We start from the raw sequence: 21,048 nt of genomic DNA on the forward strand, positions 1-21,048 counted from the left end.
CGTCAAGACACCCGTCAAGACACCCGTCAAAGACACCCCACCACGACACAGGCGGCCCGCGGCGTCGGTCGCGGGCCGCCCGGTGCCCTCAGCCCGTGGTTCCGAGGGTCACGTCGTCGACGTGCACGCCGTCCCAGCCGGAGGTCGAGGAGCACACCGGACCGCCGGGCGCGGAGCACAGCGAGTCCGAGGTAAAGTGGAACCGGACCTGCACGTCGCCGCCCGGCGCGGGGAAGGCGACGGCGTACGACGACCAGCCGGGCGCGTCGGGGTTCTTGCCCGAGTAGGTGCCGAGCGTGGACCAGGACGTGCCGCCGTCCGTGGAGACCTGGACCGTGACCGGGTCGAACCCGCCCTCGGTGTCGAGCCGCATCGACCAGCGCAGCACGCCGGTCCCGGCCGGCACCGCGGTGGCGGGCGAGGTGAGGGTGGTGTCGGCGTTGTCGAGGTAGTTCAGCGGGCCGGCAACGTCGAAGGCGAAGCCGTTCGCGTCCTCGGCCGTGCCGGACCCGTGGCCGGGCTGCTCCCGGGTCCAGGTGCTCGGCAGGCCGTCGGCGGTCCAGCCCTGGGCGTCGGCCTCGAAGTCCCAGGTCTGCGCGACGGTGCCGATCGTGGGGACCTGCGGGCCGGGGTTGTCCGGCACCGGGTACTTCCTCGCGAAGCCGTAGGTCCACACGCCGCGTCCGAACAGCGCCAGGACGGCGACGTTCGGGTTGTTCGGCTTGAGCTGGATGCTCGACACCGGAGCGGCCGGCAGGCCGGCGAGCCGGGCGAACCGCGGGTCGGACTGGCGGGTGCCGCGGGCGCCGCTGGCGAACGCCCCGACGTCGGTGCCGATCAGGAGCTGGTGGCGGCGTACCGTCACCCAGCCGGCCGGGGAGTCCGGCAGGTTCCCGGAGATGTCGCGGAAGTGCCGGCCGGCGTCGCGGGAGACGAACAGGTGGCCGCGGCCGATCTGCGCGTTCGCGTCGCCGACCGCGCCCGGCGGCAGCCAGCGCCGGGTGTAGCCGCCGAGCGTCACGTACACCGTCTCCTGGTCCTTCGGGTCGATCGCGATCGAGGTGATGTAGCGGTTCGGCAGCCCCTTCGGCTGCACGACGTGCCAGCCCGCGGCGGTGCCGGCGGCCCCGGCGGCGGAGCCGCCGACGTTGGTCGCCAGCCCGTTGCGGAACAGCGACGCGGTCGTCGAGAGCTTGTTGAGCGTGTCGCAGAAGCCGCAGAAGCCGACGTACGTCGCGTTCCGACGGGTCGCGATCGCCGACATCGAGTTGTCGGGGTCGGCGGAGGAGGAGGTGGCGCCGGCGTCACCGGGGGCGGAGCGGGTGCCGAGGTCGAACACCTTGCGCCAGGTCGTGGTCGAGGCGTCGGCGTCGGCCGCGTCGGTCATGCCGGAGGTGGTGCTCGAGCCCATCAGCGTCTCGACCACCTCGCGCCCGGCGGTGACCAGGTGCTTGGCGTTCGTCGGGTCCATGGCGAACGGGTTGGAGAACTTCGAGGCGGTCAGGCCGGGGTCGATGCTCGCCCAGCTGGTGCCGCCGTCGACCGTGACCGAGATCGCGCCGTTCGTGTACTCCTCGTAGGCCGTCTTGGAGTCGAACGGGTCGACGGCCGAGAAGAACCCGTCCCCGCCGTACGTCTCGTACTGCTTGCGGGTCTTGCCGTCGATCTTGAGGTTGCCGTTGTCCTGGAGCCCGGCGTAGACGGTGCCGTCGTTGGCCATCGCCGCGAAGTACGGCATCAGGGTGCCGAAGCCGGTCTGGTCGCCGGGGCCCCAGTGGCCGTTGTCCAGCTCGCCGTCCGGGTCGTCCTCGAACCGGTAGCGGTAGGCGCCACCGTCGTTGCCGACGACCAGCTGCACGCCGCCGGCGACCTCCGGGTCGGGGATCCACATGCCGTCCTGCTGGTCGGGGTGGGTGGTGGAGCCGTCGTCGGTGGGGTCGCGGTCGGTGGGGCAGGCCGGGAGACCGGCGCTGAGCAGCAGGCAGGAGTCGCCGCCGAAGTACTTGCCGGCCACGACGAAGTGCACCGGGACGGACCCGTCGAGCGGGACGCCGGCCTGGCCCAGGTCGTTGGTCCAGATCTCCTCGAGCCCGAAGACGAGCCGGGTGGGGATGCCGTTGGCGTCGGCCCGGGTCGGGTCCGGCTGGATCCACTGGTTGTACCAACCCTGGACGCCGGGTTGGTAGCCGATCGCGGTGCCGGTGCCGATCAGCGCCGAGCCGGTGGTCGGGTCGGCGGTCAGCTCGGTGCCGGAGGCCAGCTCGGTCCAGGTGTCACCGAAGTCGGTGGAGACGTAGATGCCGTTGAGGACGGTGGTCCCGACCGGCGGGGCGCCGAGCTCGTCGGGGGCGTCGATGCCGGCCAGACCGCCGTGGTTGAGCAGGTTCGCGTCCTGGACGACGGCGTACAGGACGTCGTGGTCCTGCTCCGGGCCGACGGCGTTGCCGAGCTCGACGCGGCCGATGGCGTCGGGGGCGGCGAAGCCGGTGGCGGCGAGGCGACGGAAGCTGCCGGCCGTGCCGGTGGCCGAGCGGTAGACGCCGTTGTGCGGCGACTGCACGGAGCCGTCGGGGTTGGTGCGCTGGCCGCCGCGCCAGCCGACGGTCGCGACCACGGTGCCGGCCTCGGTGCTGGTGCCGACGCCGCCCTTGGCCGCCACGACCACGTCGGTGACGACGTTGGCCAGCGCGCACTCCGGCTTCCTGACGGTGTTCGTCACGCCGGCGCACGGCCCGGTGGGGAGCCGCAGGTTGCGGTAGGAGCGGCCGCCGTCGGTGGACCCGTAGAGGCCCTTCTGGGTGGCCAGGTAGACCTTGGCGGGGCGGGCCGGGTCGACGGCCACGGCGAAGCCGAGCGCGCCGGCGGGCACGCCCTTGGCGCGGGTCCAGTGCTTGCCGAGGTCGCCGGACCAGTAGGCGCCGAGACCGGTGTACGCCGACGCGCCGAACGTCGGCTCGCCGGTCAGCGCGAGCAGCCGCCCGCCACGGTAGCGGGTCCAGCCGACCGCGCCGGTGACCGTGGTCGGCAGGTTGCCGGTGGCGTCGGTCCAGTGGCCGGCCAGGTCGTCGGAGCGCCAGATGCCGCCGTTGCCGACCGCCGCGAAGATCCGCTGGTGTGCCGGGTCCAGCGCGAAGCTGTCGATCCGGCCCATGTTGTCGGCCAGGCCGAGGCCGTTGACCTCGGGGTAGGCGGGGTCGTTGACGATCAGCGGCCCGCGGCCGTACTCCCGGGCGGTGCCGCTGGCGGCGGGGGTGGTCCGCAGCGCAGCCGCCTGCCGGGCGGCGGCGATGCCGGCCCCGTCGCGGTAGGCGCCGTAGGGAGCGAGCCGGGCCATCGCCCGGGTCTCGAAGAGGGCGTTGAGCTCCTTGAGCGACTCGGGCCGCTTGCCGACCACGCACAGGTGGTCCCAGTCCTCCGGGTCGGTGCCGCGGAGCATCGGCAGCTCGCGGACGGCCTCGCGGACCAGCTCGCCCTCGGCCTCGCCCTCGTGCTCCGCCGCGGCCTCACGCGCGGCCTCCGCGTCGTGATCGGCCTGCTCGGCGTACTCCCCCTCGGCCCGCATCTCGGCGCGGACCTCGCGCAGCGCGTCCTCGACCGGCTGGAAGCCCGGGGCGCACGTCTCGGCGCCGGCGCTCGCCCGGTCGGGGCGACTGAGCAGGACCGCGGCGACCAGGGAGCCGACCAGCGCGAGGGTGAGTGCCACGGCGAGCCAGCGCATGCGCAGCGAGAAGGACATCGGGACTCCTGTGAGGACGAGCGGGGGTCGACCATCGGCCCCGAGATCCCTAACGACGCTCCGGTCGGTTGGTCAGGCTTCGATGTGGAGTTGTCACGTCGGATCGATCGACGAGCGTGACCCAGATCACAGTCGAGTTCTACGCCCGGTGCGGACGGGTGGCAAGGGCCCGGTGCGGCGTTGCTCCTGATCGCGGGCGGGCGGGGGCTCGGCAACCCATCTGGGTCTGATCCGGTTGCCAGCACACCGCCGACCCCGGGGGCCATCCGAGACCACATCGGGCCGGCCCGGGCCACCCGGGCAGCTACTTGGTCAGCATCTCCGTCCACACCGGGCCGAGGGTGCCGAGGCCGGAGTCGGCGGGCGGGGGCGGCAGGTTGCGGCCGCCGTACGCCGGGCCGCCGTCGGCGGCGTCGTAGCGCAGCCAGGTCTCGGCGGGGCCCTGGCCGAGGCCGGGCTGGGACCAGTCACAGACGCCGTCGGGGAAGGTCGCCTGGAGGGTGGCCCACTCGGCGTCGGTGAACGGGACCAGCAGGAAGTCGAAGGCGGCGCGGTCGAGCGGAGTGAGCCGGCAGGCGACGACGTCGTTGGCGAGCGGGCCGCCGGCCTCCTGGCGTGGGGTGGAGAGGCGGGTCTGGAGGACCTGGAGCTCCTGCACGTCGCACGCGTCGGCGGCCTCCGCGACCACGCAGCGGTCGGTGACGTCGGCGGGACGGTCGGCGGCGATCTTCTGCGCCAGCGGTTCGGGGCCGTGGTCCTGCTCGACGGCGGCGAGCCACCGGTCCATGGCGAGCAGGGCCTCGCCGGCCCAGCGCACGTCGCCGATCAGCGGCGTCGGCCCGAACCACATCACCCGGTTGTCGGTGTTCCCCTGGTCGGCCTGCAGCCGCTCCTGGGTCCAGAACGCGTGGGCGTAGTCGTGCGCGATGCCCGGGTCCGGCCCGCCGTGGTTGATCATCGCGACCTCGTCGAGGTGGTTCGCCTCGTTGATCAGGCCGGTGCGGTAGGCGCGCGCGATCGAGGCCGGGTCGCCGGCGATCCGCTCCGGGATCGCCTGGGAGTCGACGTCGAGGCCGCCGAGCTTGGCGTTCAGGTCCACGAACTGGGCGGTCGTGATGGTGCCCGCCTTCAGCTCGGCGAGCCCGTAGAGGACGCCCGTGTTCGAGAACGGGATGCCGCCGAAGCCGTGCCCGGCGGCCTGCTCCTGCGGCGTCCAGACCGAGGCGGGCCGGCGGCCCAGCTGGTTGACCAGCAGGTCGAGCACCGAGCAGCGCACCCCGCCCGGGTTGGTCTCGGAGTCGTAGCGGGTGGCCGGGTCGCCCGGCCGGGGGTCGACGGTGCCGGAGCAGGCGTGCTCCGGGTCCAGCGCCGCCTTGAACAGGCCCTCGTCGGCGACCACGGCGTTGACGTGCGAGAGGTGCCCCTCGACCATCGCCATCTGCACCGGCGTCCACACGACGCCGGGGCCCCAGCGCGACGGGTCCTCGAAGTAGAGCCGCAGCAGGTGGTAGTCGGCGAACTGGGCGCCGGCGGTGAACGTGTCCGGGTAGGAGCAGGTCGTCACGAGCCCCTGGTAGATCCCGGGGTAGGCGTTCGCCACGGTGTGCTGGGCGATCGAGCCGCCCGAGCAGCCGGTGCCGATCGTGTAGCGCAGCTCGCCGTACTGCTCGACCAGCCGCTCCTTGGCCATCAGCACCGACTCCGCGTTCATCGCGACGCTGCAGTTGTGGCCGGTGTTGTCCAGGGCGGTCGAGAGCACGGCGAAGCCCCGGCCGAGGGCGGTGACATAGCTCGGCGTCACCAGCGGGACGCCGTCGAAGGTGCCGGAGTAGTCGGCGAGCGGCGGGGACCCGGGGGTGTACGACGCGCCGCAGCCGCCCCCGTGGGTGACCAGCAGCTTGTGGTTCCACTGCTCCTGCGGGGACCAGGCGCGCCACGGCCGGCCGGGCTGGAACAGGGTGAGGATCGTGTAGCGGTCACGGTCCTGGTAGCCCCGCTCGCGACGGACCACGAACGGCACCTCCACGCCCTGGTCGGTGGTCGTGGTGGCGACGTCCGAGGGCGGGTTGTCGGGGTCGTAGGGCTGCAGGTCGGGGGTCAGCGGGTCGGTCGACCTGTAGAGGTAGTCGTAGGTCGCCGGCTCGTTGCACTGGGCGTCGCGCGCGGACTCCTGGCAGCGGTAGTGCTCGGTCTGCGGGCCGGAGAAGACCGGCCCGCCGTTCGGGTGGTCGACGATCACCGCGTGGTCGCCGGCCACACCGCTCACTCCCGGCACCGTCGCCCGCAGCACGTTGCGGCCGAGCGCGAGGCCGTCGACCAGACCGACGTACCGGCCGTCGGCGCGGACCGCGAACCGGTCCGTCACGTCGCGGTCGTCCACGACCACCCGGACCCGGCCGGGGTCCACGCCCGCCGGGATGCGCACGGCGACGAGCGCGTCCCCACCCGAGATCAGGTCGGCCCGGTTCGAGAGCACCTGCACCTGCAGCGCGCCGCGGGTCGCAGCCGCGCTGCCCCCGCTCGGGAGGGCGACCAGGACCGGGGCCACGAGGGCGAGGAGGACCAGCAGGAGACGCGAGCGCATGCCTCGACAACGACGGACGGTGGCGGCCGTCACGTGGCCCGGTCGCAACGGGACCAAGGTCCCCGCCCAGGGGTGAAGGTGGTCCGTGGTCCCACCCGTCACAGCCGGGTTGACTCGCATCGGGACGAGGAGCGTCCCTGCGAACAAGGAGAGAAGCAGGACATGCAGACCACCACCTGGCACGTCGACATCGAGCTGTCCGACGACGGGGATGAGGTCACCGCGGTCGCGATGCTGCGCGCCGACGAGCCGAACGCCGCACCGAGCATCGGGCTCGGGGCCATCCGCCACGACGACCTGGACCGAGACCCTGCACCTGAGTTCGCCCTCGCCGCCCGGCGCTCGCTGGAGAGCCTGAGCACCGCTCTCGGCTACTACTCCCACTCCGAGCAGTACGCCGACACCGACCAGGCCTGACCCACGCCCCGCCCGCTCCCGGTGGTCCCGGCGGGTCTCCGCGTCATGCTCTGTCGGGATCCACACAATTCCACGGCACCTGGGCGATGATCGGTCCATGAGCTCGGACGGGTACGACGACGCCGTCGGCGACCCCGGTCCCGACCTGCGCTCGTTCGAGCTGCTGCCCGACGGCATCTGGATCTTCGACGACCAGGGGATCACCTCCTACGCCAACCGGCGGATGGCCGAGATGCTCGGCCGCGACCAGGCCGAGATGCCGGGGACCCGCGTGGTCGACTTCTTCGACGAGGAGGGCGTCCACAACTTCTGGGAGTGGCTCGGCGAGATGATCCGCACCGGGCACGGCCGGGAGAACTTCGAGGCGTTCTTCTACCGACCCGACGGCTCCACCGTGTGGGGCCTGGTCAGCTCGGCGCCACTCCACGACGCCGACGGCCGCCGGACCGGCTGGCTGCACCGGATCGCGCCGTACACCGAGCGCAAGGAGCTGCTCCAGCGACTCCAGGCGAGCGAGCACCAGCTCGCCAACGCCCAGCGCATCGCCCGGCTCGGGAGCTGGGAGCGCGACCTGCGCACCGACGAGATGTCCTGGTCCGACGAGATGTACCGGCTGGTCGGTCTGTCGCCGCAGGAGGAGCCGGCCTCGATCGAGCTGATGATCTCCTTCGCCCACCCCGAGGACCGCGACCAGATGATCGCCGCGGCCCGCCACGATCTCACCCGGGGCGACCAGTACTCCTTCGACGGCCGGATCGTGCACCGCGACGGCAGCGTCCGGTGGGGCCGGGTGCTCGGCTACGTCGAGCGGGACGCGAGCGGGGCCCCGATCCGCACCGGCGGCACCGTGCAGGACGTCACCGACCTCAAGAACGCCGACCGGGCCGCGGACGAGGCGACCCGCCGCCTGCGGCTGCTGCAGCAGATGGCGAGCGCCGCGAACGTCGCGACCTCGCTGCGCGAGGCGATGTTGATGGTCGCCCACGGGCTGCCCGGGCTGACGAGCTGGTACGCCGTCGGCGCCTGGGTGTGCGGCGACGACCTGAGTCGGACCGAGATCGACCTCGAGTCCCCGCCCGCGCCTCCGGGCATCACGCTGCACTTCGACCACGACCTCGCGGAGCAGGCCCGCGCGACGCGGGCGGTCGTCGTCGGGTCGCTGCCGGCGCTGGCGGCCACCCACAGCCTGGTCGCGGTGCCGGTGATCGTCCAGGACCAGGTCCTCGCGGTGGCGGAGCTGCTCGCCGACGAGGTGCCGCCCGACGAGGAGTCCCGTCAGCTCGTCGAGCAGGTCGCCACCCAGCTGGCGGTCGTCGCGGAACGCGAGCGGAGCGCCGCCCAGCTGGCCGAGGCCCGCGACGACGCCATGGAGGCGTCCCGGCTGAAGTCGGAGTTCCTGGCGACCATGAGCCACGAGATCCGCACCCCGATGAACGGCGTCATCGGGCTGACCGACCTGCTGCTGCTCTCCGAGCTGGACGACCACCAGCGCCGGCTGGCCGAGAACCTCCAGGGCGCGGGGCTGACCCTCCTCGGGATCATCAACGACATCTTGGACCTCTCCAAGATCGAGTCCGGCAAGCTCGAGCTCGAGTCGGCCGACTTCGACGTGCGCGCGGTCTTCGACCAGGTCGCCTCCGTGCTCAGCGGGCCGGCCCACGCCAAGGGGCTCGAGCTCGTGGTGGCCTGCCACCCCGAGGTGCCCGTCCAGCTGCGCGGCGACGCCGTACGGTTCGGCCAGATCCTCACCAACCTCGGCTCGAACGCGGTCAAGTTCACCGACCAGGGCGAGGTGGTCGTCCAGGCGCGGGTGCTGGCCGAGCACGAGCACGAGCACGAGTCCGAGTCCGAGCCCGGGCCCGGGCCCGGGCACGAGGTGGTGCTGCAGGTCGACGTCGCCGACACCGGCGTCGGCATCGAGCCGCACTCCCGCGAGCGGCTCTTCGACGCGTTCACCCAGGCCGACCCGTCGACCACCCGGCGGCATGGCGGCACCGGGCTCGGCCTGGCGATCTCCCGGCAGCTCGCGATCGCCCTCGGTGGCGAGATCTGGGTCGAGAGCGAGCCCGGTCGGGGCAGCACCTTCTCGTTCACGGCCCGCTTCGGGCGCGGCTCCGGTGCCACCGGAGCGAGCCGGGAGCACGCGCGGCACCTCGCGGGGCGGCGCGCCCTGGTGATCGACGACAACGAGACGAACCGGTTCATCCTCGAGGAGCAGCTCGGCGCGTGGCGGATGCGCCCCGTGGCGGTGGCCTGCGCCACCGAGGCGATCGCCACGCTGCGCGAGGCGGCGCGCTCGGGCGACCCGTACGACGTCGCCCTGTTGGACCTGATGATGCCGGGAACCGACGGACTGATGCTGGCCCGCCAGATCCGTGCGGACCCGTCCGTGGGCGCCCCCGCGATGCTGCTGCTCACCTCGGACCAGACGGTGACCCGGGAGGAGGTCGAGGGCGCCGGCGTGCACGCCTCGCTGAGCAAGCCGGTGCGGCACGGCGAGCTGCGCGGCGCCCTGCAGGCGCTGCTCGGCGACGCGACCACCCGGCCGGCGCCGGCCTCGCCGGCCGGACCCGGGCTGGGCATCCGGGTCCTGGTCGTGGAGGACAACCAGGTCAACCAGCTGGTCGCCGCCGGGCTGTTGGAGAACCTCGGTTGCACCGTCGACGTCGTCTCCGACGGGGTCGAGGCGGTGCGGCTGCTCACCCGGCCGCACGAGTACGCCGCGGCCCTGATGGACTGCCGGATGCCGCGACTCGACGGGTTCGACGCGACCCGGCAGGTCCGCCGCCACGAGCCGGTGGGCCGGCGGGTGCCGATCATCGCGCTGACCGCCTCGGCCATGGAGGGCGAGCGCGAGCGCTGCCTGGACGCGGGCATGGACGACTACCTCACCAAGCCCGTGGACACCGCCGAGCTGGAGCGGGTGATCCGTGAGTGGGCGGTCCCGGAGCGCGACCGGCGGACGGCGTCGCCGGCGTCCCCCGAGCCGGCCGACGGGCTCCTCAGCGGGATCGCGGACGGGATCCTCGACGCGGAGCGGATCGCGATGCTCGAGGGCCTGCGCAAGGACGGCATCAGCTTCTTCGAGCGCACCGCCGCCTCGTTCCTCGGTCGGGTCGGCAGCCAGCTGCTCGCGATCCGCGCCGCGGTCGATCGCGGCGACGCGATGGGACTGCTCACCTCGTCGCACCAGCTCAAGGGCAGCGCCCTCAACCTGGGGCTGCCGCGGGTGGCCGAGGCCGCCGCGCGCCTCGAGGCGCTGGGCATCGCCGGCTCCACGACCGGCGCCGAGCCGCTGTTCACGACGGCGACCGCCGAGGTGGAGCTCGCGGTGGCCGCGCTCCAGCAGGCGACCACCCGGGACCGCTGAGGTGCTCCCCCGGTTCGTGCCGGCCGGGCGCCGGCGACCGGTGGACCTCGTCGTCCGCGGCTCCTCGCTCGCGGAGGTGTGCGCGCCGTACGCCGCCGCCGTCGGACCCGGTCCACGGATCGAGCTGCGCTCCGGCGACGACGTCCTGGTCGCCCGGTACGACGGCACCGCGGCCTGGCTGGAGGTGACGGCGGGCGGTCGGACCAGCCGGCATCGCTCGCGGCGGTTCGCCCGCACCGACGGGCCGGCCCGCGAGGTGGGCCTGGCGCTGACCGGGACGCACCTGAGCGTGCTCACCCGCGGACCCGGGCCGTGGCTGGTCCGCGGCCGGGTCGACCTGCGCGACCGGCTCGACACCCGGAACGAGAGCTGGCTCACCGGGCTGCGCAGCGACGCCCCGCTCGCCGGCCGGTTCGGCCAGCTCGGGCTGCGCGACCTGCGGCTGGTTGGCGGCGTCCCCGGCGGGCGGGTGCTGCTGTCCGCCACCAGCGCCGGCCCGGGCTTCTTCGACACCGCGCACACCTCGCTGTGGGAGCTGGACCCGGGGACGCTCGGGCTCACGCACCTCTCCGACGTCTTCTTCCGGCGCCCCGACCGGCCCGGTGCGTACGGCGACCACGCGACCCACGTGCTCCGCGACGGCGACGAGTGGCTGGTCGCGACCAGTACCTGGGGCGACTTCGACCGGCGCCGGCCGACCGTCGGCGTGACGCTGGCCCGGACGACGGCGGACCTGCTCGGCGGCGCGCACCTGCTGGACACCGAGGCGCTCGCGCTCCCCGTCGACGGGCTGGGGTCCGTGGGGGTGTGGGACCCGCACCTGGCGCGCGCCGGGGACGGTTGGCTGGTCGGGTTCGTCAGCGCCACGCGGTTCTTCCGGTTCCACCCGGCGCTCGCGGCCGGGCCGACGCTGGACGACCTGACCCTGCTGGGTGCCGCCACGGACCTCACCCAGACCGAGGGGACCACCCTGGCCCACCTCGACGGAGCGTGGCGGGTCCTGGCGAGCGACAAGGTCCGCCGCCGGTACCCCGTGTTCGACCTGGACCTGCGCGAGACCGGCGCCCTGGAGGCGCCGTACCCCACCAACATCCCGTGGCCGACGCTGGCGCCGGTGGGCGACTCGTGGCTGCTGGTGGGCTTCAACGGCCGGCCCGCCGGCGGCCCGCTGCCCGGCTACGGCACACATGGGGACGTCGTCGTCGCACGCTCGGTCCGAGCGGACTACCGTGTGTCGTAGGACACGACGCCACCCCTGTCGGGTCCGTCCCCGTCAGCGCCACACCACCCCGTGGCCCGCACCAGAAAGTAGGCACCACCCATGTCTGCAACCGCGTCCGCCGACGTCTTCGAGCTGGGCTCCGAGCACGAGCAGGTCGTCTTCGCCAACGACCCGGCCACCGGCCTCAAGGCCGTGATCGCGATCCACTCCACCGCGCTGGGGCCCGCCCTCGGCGGCACCCGCTTCTACCCCTACGCCTCCACGGCGGACGCGATCCACGACGTCCTCAACCTCTCCCGTGGCATGTCCTACAAGGCCGCGCTCGCCGGCCTCGACCTGGGCGGCGGCAAGGCCGTGATCATCGGCGACCCGGCCACCCAGAAGACCGAGCCGCTGCTGCGTGCCTACGGCCGGCACGTGCAGTCGCTCGGCGGCCGCTACTTCACCGCCTGCGACGTCGGGACGTTCTCGGCCGACATGGACGTGATCGCCCGCGAGTGCTCGTTCGTCACCGGCCGCACCGTGGCCCACGGCGGCGCCGGGGACAGCTCGGTGCTGACGGCGTACGGCGTCTTCCAGGGCATGCGCGCCGCGGCGACCGTCGCGTGGGGCAGCGCCTCGCTCGACGGCCGGGTCGTGGGCGTGGCCGGGGTCGGGAAGGTCGGCCACCACCTGGTGCGGCACCTGGTCGAGGACGGCGCGACCGTGGTCGTGACCGACCCGTACGCGCCGTCGATCGAGCGGGTCCGCGCCGAGCACCCGTCGGTGCGCGTGGTCGGGTCGACCGAGGAGCTGGTGGCCTCGACCCTCGACGTGTACGCACCGTGCGCCCTCGGTGGTGCGCTCACCGACGAGGTGGTCGAGACGCTGTCGGCGCGGATCGTGTGCGGCGCGGCCAACAACCAGCTGGCCCACCCGGGCATCGAGAAGGCGCTGGAGGAGCGCGGCGTGCTCTACGCCCCCGACTACTGCGTGAACGCCGGCGGGCTGATCCAGGTCGCCGACGAGCTGGAGGGCTTCTCCTTCGAGCGCGCCCAGCAGCGGGCGACCGGCATCTTCGACACCACGCTCAGCGTCTTCGAGCGCGCCGCCTCCGACGGCGTACCGCCCGCCATCGCCGCCGACCGGCTCGCCGAGCAGCGGATGCGTGAGGTCAGCCGGTTGCGCGGGATGTGGATGCCGCAGCGCTGAGGCCGGGCTCGTCGGCGCCGGGGGTTGGTTTCCCCGGTTAACCGGGGAAGTTGGAACTGTTGGGCCGAAACTTCGGGCCAGAAGTTCTGGTTTCCCCGGTTAACCGGGGAAACCGTCCACGCACGCCGCAGGCACGAACAGCGCGTGCCGCCGGGTGAGGACAGGCGTGGCGCGCGGGTGGCACCGGTCGGGCCGGGCCGGGGTGAGACTCAGTCGCGACGCGAGTCGGTGTAGTCCGACCACTTGTCGAGCTCTTCCGGCTCGAGCTGGTCGGTGTCGTCTGTGTCGCTTCGCCCGTGCAGCTCGTTGGCCAGGGCCCCGAAGTCCGTCTCGTGAGTGCGGTACTTCAGGTCGCGGGCGACCTTCGTCTGCTTGGCTTTCGCTCGGCCGCGCCCCATAGGGTCAGCCCCCTCGCACGCTCGGCCGGGGCACTGTGGCACCCGGACTGTCTCATCGATATCTCGTGGGGCCAACGCTACCTGCTGGGCGGCTGTTCCCGCACATCCGTTCGCGCTTTCGACACCGCGCGACGACATTTCACGTGGCCGGGGTCACCCACCGGCCCAGAACCGGACCAGAACCGGACCAGAACCGGCCCGGGCGCGGGGTCACCAGCCGGGGTGCTGGCCGACCAGCTCGACCCGGCCGCCGCGCTCGGCGTCGGCGATGACCTCCCCGGCCACCCAGGCGCGCACGCCGTGCTCGCCGAGGACGGCGACGGCCGCGTCGGCGTCCGCGGGATCGACGAGCGCGACCATGCCGACGCCGCAGTTCAGCGTCATCTCCAGGTCGGGCTGGGGGACGGCGCCGACCCGGCGGACCAGGTCGAAGACCGGCGCGGGCGTCCAGGTACGGCGGTCCAGGGTCGCGGCGAGCTCCACGGGGAGCACCCGCTCGAGGTTGGCGGCCAGGCCGCCGCCGGTGATGTGTGACATCGCGTGGGTGCGGGTCCCGCGGGCCAGGGCCAGGCACGCCCGGGTGTAGATCCGGGTCGGCTCGAGCAGCTCCTCCCCGAGGGTGCGACCGAGCTCGTCGACCTGCCGGTCGAGGGTCCATCCGGCGCCGCCGGCGTCGGTCGGGGCGAGCAGCACGTGCCGCACCAGCGAGTAGCCGTTGGAGTGCAGCCCGGAGGACTCCATCGCGATGACCGCGTCGCCCGGACGCACCCGGCCGGGGCCGAGCAGGTCGTCCGCGTCGACGACGCCCGTGGTCGAGCCCGCGACGTCGTACTCGTCCGGTCCGAGCAGCCCGGGATGCTCGGCGGTCTCGCCGCCGAGCAGCGCACAGCCGGCCTCGATGCAGGCCTCGGCGATGCCCTTCACGATCGCGGCGATCCGCTCGGGGAGCACCCGGCCGGTCGCGATGTAGTCGGTGAGGAACAGCGGCTCGGCCCCGCAGACGACCAGGTCGTCGACCAGCATCCCGACCAGGTCGAAGCCGATCGAGTCGTGCTTGTCGAGAGCCTGGGCGATCGCGACCTTGGTGCCGACGCCGTCGGCGGACGTGGCGAGCAGGGGCCGGGTGTAGGACTTCAGGGCCGAGGCGTCGAACAGGCCCGCGAACCCACCGATCCCGCCGATCATCTCCGGCCGCCGAGCCTTCTCGACCCACACCTTCATCAGCTCGACGGCCTTGTCACCGGCCTCGATGGACACGCCGGCGGCGGCGTAGGCGTTGCCAGGAACGGGCTCGGACACGGGGCTCCTACGGGTTGTTGAGGACGGGCAGCGCCTTGCCGTACGACGGCGCCTGGATCGAGGACTCGAGCAGGTGCTTGCCGAGCAGGCTCTCGTCGGGGAGCGGGATCGGGTACTCGCCGGTGAAGCAGGCCCGGCAGAGCCGGTCCGGCTCCAGGCCGGTCGCGTCGATCATGCCGTCGAGGGAGATGTAGCCGAGGCTGTCGGCGCCGATGCTGGCCGCGATCTCCTCGGGGGTCAGGCCGTTGGCGATCAGCTCGGCGCGGGTCGCGAAGTCGATGCCGTAGAAGCACGGCCACTTCACCGGCGGGCTGGAGATCCGCACGTGGACCTCGCGGGCCCCGGCCTCGCGGAGCATCCGGACCTGGGCGCGCTGGGTGTTGCCGCGCACGATCGAGTCGTCGACGACGACGATCCGCTTGCCGCGGATCATGTGCTCGAGGGCGTTGAGCTTGAGGCGGATGCCGAGCTGGCGCAGCGTCTGGCTGGGCTGGATGAAGGTGCGCCCGACGTACGCGTTCTTCACGAAACCCTGGCCGAACGGGATGCCGCTCTCCTCGGCGTAGCCGGCGGCCGCGGGGGTGCCGGACTCGGGGACCGGGATCACCAGGTCGGCGTCGACGGGGTACTCGCGGGCGAGCTGGCGGCCCATCTCGACCCGGGACTCGTGGACGCTGCGGCCGCTGATCGTGGCGTCCGGCCGGGCCAGGTAGACGTACTCGAAGACGCAGCCCTTCGGCGCCGGGTCGGCGAACTTGTGTGAGCGCAGGCCGAACTCGTCGATGACGATCATCTCGCCGGGCTCGACCTCGCGGACCACGCTCGCGCCGATGGTGGCCAGTGCGGCGTCCTCGCTGGCGACCACCCAGCCGCGCTCGAGCCGGCCGAGCACGAGCGGCCGGATGCCCTGGGCGTCGCGGGCGGCGTACAGGGTGTCCTCGTTCATCCAGACGAAGCAGAAGGCGCCCTTCAGCTGGGGCAGCACCTCCAGCGCGCGCTGCTCCAGCGACGTGTCGGGGTGGTGCGCCAGGAGCGCGGTCACCAGGCCGGTGTCGTTGGTCGACGTCTCGGCCGGGCGGGTGTGCAGCTCGAGCTCGTCGCCGGGGCCGGGCAGGTCGACCACCATCCGGGCCAGGTCGTGGGTGTTGATCAGGTTGCCGTTGTGGCCGAGCGCGATCGAGCCGTCCGCGGTGGGCCGGAAGGTCGGCTGCGCGTTCTGCCAGGTGCTCGCCCCGGTGGTGGAGTAGCGGCTGTGGCCGATGGCCAGGTGCCCCTTGAGCGAGGCCAGGGTGGTCTCGTCGAAGACCTGGGAGACCAGGCCCATGTCCTTGTAGACCAGGATCTGGCGGCCGTTGCTGACCGCGATGCCCGCCGACTCCTGGCCGCGGTGCTGGAGCGCGTACAGGCCGAAGTAGGTGAGCTTGGCGACGTCCTCGCCGGGTGCCCAGACGCCGAAGACGCCGCAGGCGTCCTGGGGGCCCTGGTCCTGGGGGTCGAGCGCCGCGGTCAGCCTGCCGTCGCCTCCCTTGCGGGGGCTGCTTTGGTAGGGCACGTGCCGAGTTTAGGGCCTCCCTCCCCCGTGTCCCATCTGCCGTACCACCGTTGAGGAGTCGGGGAGGAGTGCGAAACCAGCCCAGGACCGCTCCGCGACCCCTACCATGAAGTCCGCGATCCCCTGACCCACGACGAGGACCAATTGCCTCGGGAGACCATCCCAGACCTGCCAGTCACGAACCAGCACGCCGACTGGTCAGACGCTCCTTCCCGAGACGCCCTGCAGCTCATCGCCGAGGGGGTCACCCAGCTCGCGGGCTTCGGCGTAGCGGCGATCAGCGCCGTCCGCGAGGACGGGAAGATGGAGGTGATGGCGGTCGCGGGCAGCGACTCCGCGCGGCTGGAGCTCCAGGGCCGGCGGACACCGGTCGACCGGCTCACCGGTGAGCTCGCGAAGGCCGACGACTGGGGGTTGCTGCGCTTCGTGCCGCACGAGCGTCTCGACCCGGACGCCGGCGAGGACTGGGGCTGGGTCCCCGACATCTCCCCGATCGACGCGGCCGAGGACGCCTGGCACCCGCTCGACATGCTGGTGGCGCCGCTGTACGACGACGGCGGCAACCTCCAGGGCTCGCTGGCCATGGACCTGCCGGTCGACGGTCGACGTCCCGGCCGGGCGCAGCGCGCGGTGCTCAACCAGTACGCCGAGCAGGCGCGCCGGGCCGTGCTCGTGGCCCTCGAGCGGGAGAAGCTCGCCGAGCGGGTACGGATGGCCGATGCGGCGCGCCGGATCGTGCGGACCGCGACCGCCCAGCTGAGCCTGGACCGGATCGTCGCCGACAGCCGCGAGGCGCTGGTCGAGGGCTTCCGCGCGGTCGGCATGTGGCTGCAGACGTTCGACCGTGACGACCACGGGGGTACCCGGGGCGAGATCTACTCCTCCGACGGGACCCACGTCCGTCTCACCCCCGACCTGGTCGACATCGCCGAGGGCGCCGCGCGCCGCGCCTGGGAGCAGCAGCAGGCCGCCGTGGTCGCGCCGGACCGCGAGCTCGGCCCGGCCATCTCCCCCGAGCAGGGCGCGCTGGTGCTGGCCTTCCTCGGTGAGATCGGCGTGGAGTCGCTGCTGTTCACCCCGCTCGGCGCCGGCCCGGAGTGCCTGGGCAACCTGGTCCTCACCCGCGCCGCCGGCGCCCCGGAGTGGACCGAGGCCGAGGCGACCACCGCCCTCGACATCGGGCACGACCTGGGCCGCGCCATCCTCAACGCGCGCATCTTCGAGCGCGAGCACCAGCTGGTCGAGGAGCTCCAGGCGCTGGACTCCTACAAGGGCCAGCTGATCGCCACCGTCGCCCACGAGCTGAAGAACCCGCTCACCTCGGTGATGGGCCACCTCGAGATGCTCGAGTCCTCGCCCGACCTCACCGGCACGACCCGCACCTCCCTCAACGCCATGGACCGCGGGGCGCGGCGGATGGTCCGGGTGATCGAGGACCTGCTGCTGCTGTCGAAGGTCGGCGACCCCGACGACCCGCTGATCGCCGCCCCGGTCGACCTGGCCCGGATCGTCGACGACGTGGTCGACCTGATCACGATGCCCGCCGAGCAGAAGCACCTCGAGGTCACCGTCGAGCTGCCCGCCGGCCCGGTCTTCGCGCTGGGCGACCACGACGAGCTGGACCGGGTCACCGCCAACCTGGTGAGCAACGCGGTCAAGTACACCCCCGCATCGGGCACGGTGCGGATCGTGGTCGACCGGGCCGGCCAGGACGTCGTACTCACCGTCGCCGACGAGGGCATCGGGATCTCCGAGGAGGACCTGCTGCGGCTCGGCACGGAGTTCTTCCGCTCCTCCAACCCGGAGGCGGTGGCCCAACCCGGGACCGGCCTCGGGCTGGCGATCGTGCGCCGCATCGTCGAACGCCACGGCGGCCGGCTCGAGGTGCGGTCCGAGCTGGGCCGGGGCAGCACCTTCCAGGTCTGGCTGCCGGGCGCCGGCGCCTGACCGGCGCCTGATCGGCGCCCCGAGTCACACCGGCCCAACGAGGCGATGTAGCCACGGTCACCGCTCCTCGACCGTAGGATCGAGACGATGTCCGAGACGCCCGACCTCCTGCCTCCGGTGCGCGCCTCGCGCTGGTCGGACCGGCAGTCGCGTGACGCGCTCCAGGCGATCGCCGAGGGGGTCGCCGAGGTCGCCGGCTTCGACCTGGTCGGCATCAGCGCGGTCCGCGACGACGGCTACCTGCAGACGCTCGTGATCGTCGGGCCGGAGGACGCGCGCCGGCGCCTGATCGACAGCCTCGCCCCGGTGGCGCCCCTGATCGAGCAGCTCGAGCAGGCCGACGACTGGGGCGCGCTGAAGTTCGTGCCCCACGATCGGATGATCCTCGACATCGACACCTGGGGCTGGACCTCCGACGCACCGCGCGACCATCTCCCGGCGGGAGCCTGGCATCCCGACGACATGCTGGTGGCCCCGCTCGAGGCGGCGGACGGCACGTTCCTCGGGATCATCGGCATCGAGCTGCCCCGCGACGGGATGGTCCCCGGCCCCACCCAGCGGCAGACCCTCGACCTCACGGCCCGACAGGCGTGCCGCGCGGTGATCACCACCCTCGAGCGCGAGCGGCTGGCCGAGCAGGTCCGGCTGGCCGGCGCCGCCGCGGACATCGTCCGGCTCGCCGTCGGCACCCGGTCCGCGAACGAGGTGCTCGCCGAGTGCGGTCCGGCGATCACCCAGGGCTTCCGGGCGGCGTCGCTGTGGGTGCAGCGGCTCGGACCCGACCGGCGCTGCGACGGGCCGCTGTTCGTCGACGGCGGCCCCACCGTGCGGCTGCCCTCCGGGGTCGGGGCGCTCGTGGCCGCCCATGCCCCGCGTGCCTGGGAGCGCCAGTGCGTGGCCGTCATCGCCCCCGAGCGTCCGGTGCCGGGCGTCCTCGGCGGCGAGCAGCACGCCGAGGTGATCGCGTTCCTCGCGAGCCTGGACATCGAGTCGCTGCTGTTCATCCCGGTGGGCGCGGGGCGCGAGTGCTTCGGCGTCCTCGGGCTGACCCGTGCTCCCGGCGGCGCGGAGTGGAGCGAGGAGGAGGCGGCCGCGGCGCTCGCGATCGGCCGGGACCTGGGGCGGGCGGTGTCGAACGCGCGCGTGCTCGAGCGCGAGCACCAGCTCCTCGACGAGCTGCGCGACATCGCCGACTACAAGGGCCGGCTGGTGGCCACCGTGTCCCACGAGCTGAAGAACCCGCTCAGCGCGATCCTCGGGTACGCCGAGATCCTCGCCGGCGAGCCCGGGCTGAGCGACGCCGCCCGGGCGTGCGTCGCCGCGATCGAGCGCGGCGGCGGCCGGTTGGCCCGCGTGGTCGACGACCTGCTGCTGCTCCACGAGCCGGCCGACGCCGACGCCATGTCGACGTCCCAACCCGTCGACCTCGGGCAGGCCGTGGCCGAGGTCGTCGAGCTCAACGGCCCCGTCGCCCGCGGCCGCCGGCTGACCCTGCGCGCCGACCTGCCCGCCGTACCCGTGCTGGCCCTGGCCGACCCGCGCGACGTCGACCATGTCGTCACCAACCTGGTCGGTAACGCGCTCAAGTACACGCCCGAGGGCGGGACGATCGCGGTCACCGTCGAGCGGGACGGTGACGAGGCCGTGCTCCGCTGCACCGACGACGGCATCGGGATCGCCGAGGAGGAGCAGGCGCACCTGTTCGAGGAGTTCTTCCGCTCCACCGATCCGGCGGCGGTCGCCCAGCCCGGCACCGGACTCGGGCTGGCGATCGTGCGCCGCGTCGTCGAGCGGCACGGCGGGCGGATCGAGGTCGACTCCGCGCTCGGCCGGGGCAGCACGTTCCGGGTGTTCCTGCCGGCCGGTTGAGACCGCGGCCTCCCCCATCTGCTGTAACGCCGTGTTACCCCGTCTGCCCCGGGTGTTGCAGCATGGGGGGAAGGAGGGGTAAACGGGCGTTACAGCGAGCTAGGCGCCCCGTCAGCCGCCGAGCTTGCCGAGCAGCAGCGCCTCGGCAAGGACGACCCGCTCGAACTCCGCGAGGTGCAGCCCCTCGTTGGCGCCGTGGGCGCGGGTGTCCGGGTCCTCGACACCGGTGACCAGCACGCTCGCCTCGGGGAAGGCGTCCAGGAACTCCGCGATGAAGGGGATCGAGCCGCCCACGCCCATGTCGACGGGCGCGGTGCCGTCCCAGGCCTCGGTGAACGCGGCACGCGCGGCGTCGTACGCCGGCCCGGTCGCGTCGATCCGGGTCGCCTCGCCGGTGTCGACGACCGTGTGGGTGAGGGTGGCGCCCCAGGGCACGTGCGCCTCGAGGTGACGCACCAGGCAGGCCAGCGCGTTCTCGGTGGTGTCGCCGGGAGCGACGCGCATCGAGATCCGGGCCCGGGCGGCCGGGACCAGGGTGTTGCTGGCGCCGGCGACCTTCGGGGCGTCCAGGCCGGTGATGCTGAGCGCGGGCTTGGTCCAGAGCCGCTCGACGCTCGAGCCGGTGCCGATCCACTCGAGGCCGGGCGCCGCACCCGACTCGGCCCGGAGCCGCTCCTCGGGGTAGTCCACGTCGGCCGCCGGGCCGGCGTGCAGCCCCTCGATCGCGACGTCGCCGCGGTCGTCGTGCAGGGTGGCGATCAGCCGGGCGAGGGTCATCAGCGCGTCGGGCACCAGGCCGCCCCACATGCCCGAGTGCACCGCGTGGGTGAGTGTCCGCACCTCGACGTCGACGCGCACCAGGCCGCGCAGGCTCGTGGTGAGGGCGGGCACGCCGATGTCCCAGTTGCCGGAGTCGGCGATCACGATCACGTCGGCGCGCAGCCGGTCCTGGTGCTCGCGGAGCAGCGCGGGAAGCGTCTCGGACCCCACCTCCTCCTCACCCTCGATGAACATCGTGACGCTGACCGGCACGTCGGCGCCGTACACCCGCAGGGCGCCGAGGTGGGCCGCGATGCCGGCCTTGTCGTCGGCGGCGCCGCGGGCGTAGAGGCGCCCGTCGCGCTCGGTGGGCTCGAAGGGCGGGGAGTCCCAGTCGGCGTGGTCGTTCTCGGGCTGGACGTCGTGGTGGGCGTACAGCAGGACCGTCGGTGCCCCCTCGGGGCCGCGCTTGCGGGCGATCACCGCCGGCGCCCCACCGTCGGCGCTGACGATGTCGACCTCGTCGAAGGCCTCGTCGCGGAACAGCCGGGCCACCGCCTCGGCCGATCGCTGCACCTCCGCGGCCCGCTCCGGGTCGGCGCTGACCGACTCGATCCGCACCAGGTCCTCCAGGTCCCTGCGCACCCCGGGGAGGACGGCCTGGACGCGGGCGCGGATGTCGTCGGTCATGGGTCTCAACCTAA

12 protein-coding genes are annotated in these 21,048 nt (G+C 73.3%); 6 read left to right on the forward strand and 6 right to left on the reverse strand.

The features are described 5' to 3' along the window. Positions 1-88: 88 nt before the first annotated feature. Positions 89-3,736: a WD40/YVTN/BNR-like repeat-containing protein gene (locus tag NOCA_RS23290; RefSeq protein ID WP_041546868.1), complete on the reverse strand. Its 3,648-nt coding sequence runs from the start codon at positions 3,734-3,736 to the stop codon at positions 89-91. Positions 3,737-4,040: 304 nt separating this feature from the next. After that, entirely contained in the window at positions 4,041-6,320 is a 2,280-nt protein-coding gene (locus tag NOCA_RS23295; RefSeq protein WP_140404092.1) for a DUF6351 family protein, read from the reverse strand. 162 nt (positions 6,321-6,482) lie between these two features. Here NOCA_RS23295 and NOCA_RS27265 point away from each other — a divergent pair, with 162 nt between their 5' ends. The 4 genes from NOCA_RS27265 to NOCA_RS23310 all read left to right on the forward strand — a co-directional run bounded on the left by NOCA_RS27265 (position 6,483) and on the right by NOCA_RS23310 (position 12,520). Next, positions 6,483-6,737, forward strand: a complete 255-nt coding sequence (locus NOCA_RS27265) for a dsRBD fold-containing protein (protein WP_140404091.1) — start codon at positions 6,483-6,485, stop codon at positions 6,735-6,737. 97 nt (positions 6,738-6,834) lie between these two features. Further along, on the forward strand, positions 6,835-10,107 hold the full coding sequence (locus tag NOCA_RS26155; RefSeq protein ID WP_011757737.1) for a response regulator: 3,273 nt from the start codon (positions 6,835-6,837) through the stop codon (positions 10,105-10,107). 1 nt (position 10,108) lies between these two features. Next, on the forward strand, positions 10,109-11,347 hold the full coding sequence (locus tag NOCA_RS23305) for a hypothetical protein (protein WP_011757738.1): 1,239 nt from the start codon (positions 10,109-10,111) through the stop codon (positions 11,345-11,347). An 81-nt stretch (positions 11,348-11,428) separates the two neighbouring features. Next, the gene (locus NOCA_RS23310) at positions 11,429-12,520 is read left to right on the forward strand and encodes a Glu/Leu/Phe/Val family dehydrogenase (RefSeq protein ID WP_011757739.1); all 1,092 of its coding nucleotides are present in this window, start codon (positions 11,429-11,431) and stop codon (positions 12,518-12,520) included. 209 nt (positions 12,521-12,729) lie between these two features. Here NOCA_RS23310 and NOCA_RS23315 read toward each other — a convergent pair whose 3' ends face one another. From NOCA_RS23315 to purF, 3 genes are all read right to left on the reverse strand, one after another. After that, a complete protein-coding gene (locus NOCA_RS23315; RefSeq protein ID WP_011757740.1) occupies positions 12,730-12,918 on the reverse strand; it encodes a DUF3073 domain-containing protein in 189 nt (62 codons plus the stop codon). A gap of 210 nt (positions 12,919-13,128) precedes the next feature. After that, positions 13,129-14,217: a phosphoribosylformylglycinamidine cyclo-ligase gene (gene purM / locus NOCA_RS23320; RefSeq protein ID WP_011757741.1), complete on the reverse strand. Its 1,089-nt coding sequence runs from the start codon at positions 14,215-14,217 to the stop codon at positions 13,129-13,131. A 7-nt stretch (positions 14,218-14,224) separates the two neighbouring features. Beyond that, on the reverse strand, positions 14,225-15,769 hold the full coding sequence (purF, locus tag NOCA_RS23325) for an amidophosphoribosyltransferase (protein ID WP_011757742.1): 1,545 nt from the start codon (positions 15,767-15,769) through the stop codon (positions 14,225-14,227). 144 nt (positions 15,770-15,913) lie between these two features. Between purF and NOCA_RS26160 the strand changes: the two genes are divergently transcribed. Then, the gene (locus NOCA_RS26160) at positions 15,914-17,716 is read left to right on the forward strand and encodes a sensor histidine kinase (RefSeq protein WP_011757743.1); all 1,803 of its coding nucleotides are present in this window, start codon (positions 15,914-15,916) and stop codon (positions 17,714-17,716) included. 87 nt (positions 17,717-17,803) lie between these two features. Beyond that, complete coding sequence (locus NOCA_RS26165; RefSeq protein ID WP_011757744.1) at positions 17,804-19,585, forward strand: sensor histidine kinase; 1,782 nt, start codon at positions 17,804-17,806, stop codon at positions 19,583-19,585. Positions 19,586-19,696: 111 nt separating this feature from the next. Here the strand turns inward: NOCA_RS26165 and NOCA_RS23340 are convergent, their stop codons facing one another. Continuing rightward, complete coding sequence (locus NOCA_RS23340) at positions 19,697-21,034, reverse strand: dipeptidase (RefSeq protein WP_011757745.1); 1,338 nt, start codon at positions 21,032-21,034, stop codon at positions 19,697-19,699. Positions 21,035-21,048 lie beyond the last annotated feature (14 nt).

Origin of the sequence: Nocardioides sp. JS614, assembly GCF_000015265.1 — a bacterium.
Classification (GTDB): domain Bacteria; phylum Actinomycetota; class Actinomycetes; order Propionibacteriales; family Nocardioidaceae; genus Nocardioides.

Coding starts and splice junctions, on each gene's coding strand:
- NOCA_RS23290 (WP_041546868.1), bottom strand. CDS start 3,736: ATGTCCTTCTCGCTGCGCATGCGCTGGCTCGCCGTGGCACTCACCCTC.
- NOCA_RS23295 (WP_140404092.1), bottom strand. CDS start 6,320: ATGCGCTCGCGTCTCCTGCTGGTCCTCCTCGCCCTCGTGGCCCCGGTC.
- NOCA_RS27265 (WP_140404091.1), top strand. CDS start 6,483: ATGCAGACCACCACCTGGCACGTCGACATCGAGCTGTCCGACGACGGG.
- NOCA_RS26155 (WP_011757737.1), top strand. CDS start 6,835: ATGAGCTCGGACGGGTACGACGACGCCGTCGGCGACCCCGGTCCCGAC.
- NOCA_RS23310 (WP_011757739.1), top strand. CDS start 11,429: ATGTCTGCAACCGCGTCCGCCGACGTCTTCGAGCTGGGCTCCGAGCAC.
- NOCA_RS23315 (WP_011757740.1), bottom strand. CDS start 12,918: ATGGGGCGCGGCCGAGCGAAAGCCAAGCAGACGAAGGTCGCCCGCGAC.
- NOCA_RS26165 (WP_011757744.1), top strand. CDS start 17,804: ATGTCCGAGACGCCCGACCTCCTGCCTCCGGTGCGCGCCTCGCGCTGG.
- NOCA_RS23340 (WP_011757745.1), bottom strand. CDS start 21,034: ATGACCGACGACATCCGCGCCCGCGTCCAGGCCGTCCTCCCCGGGGTG.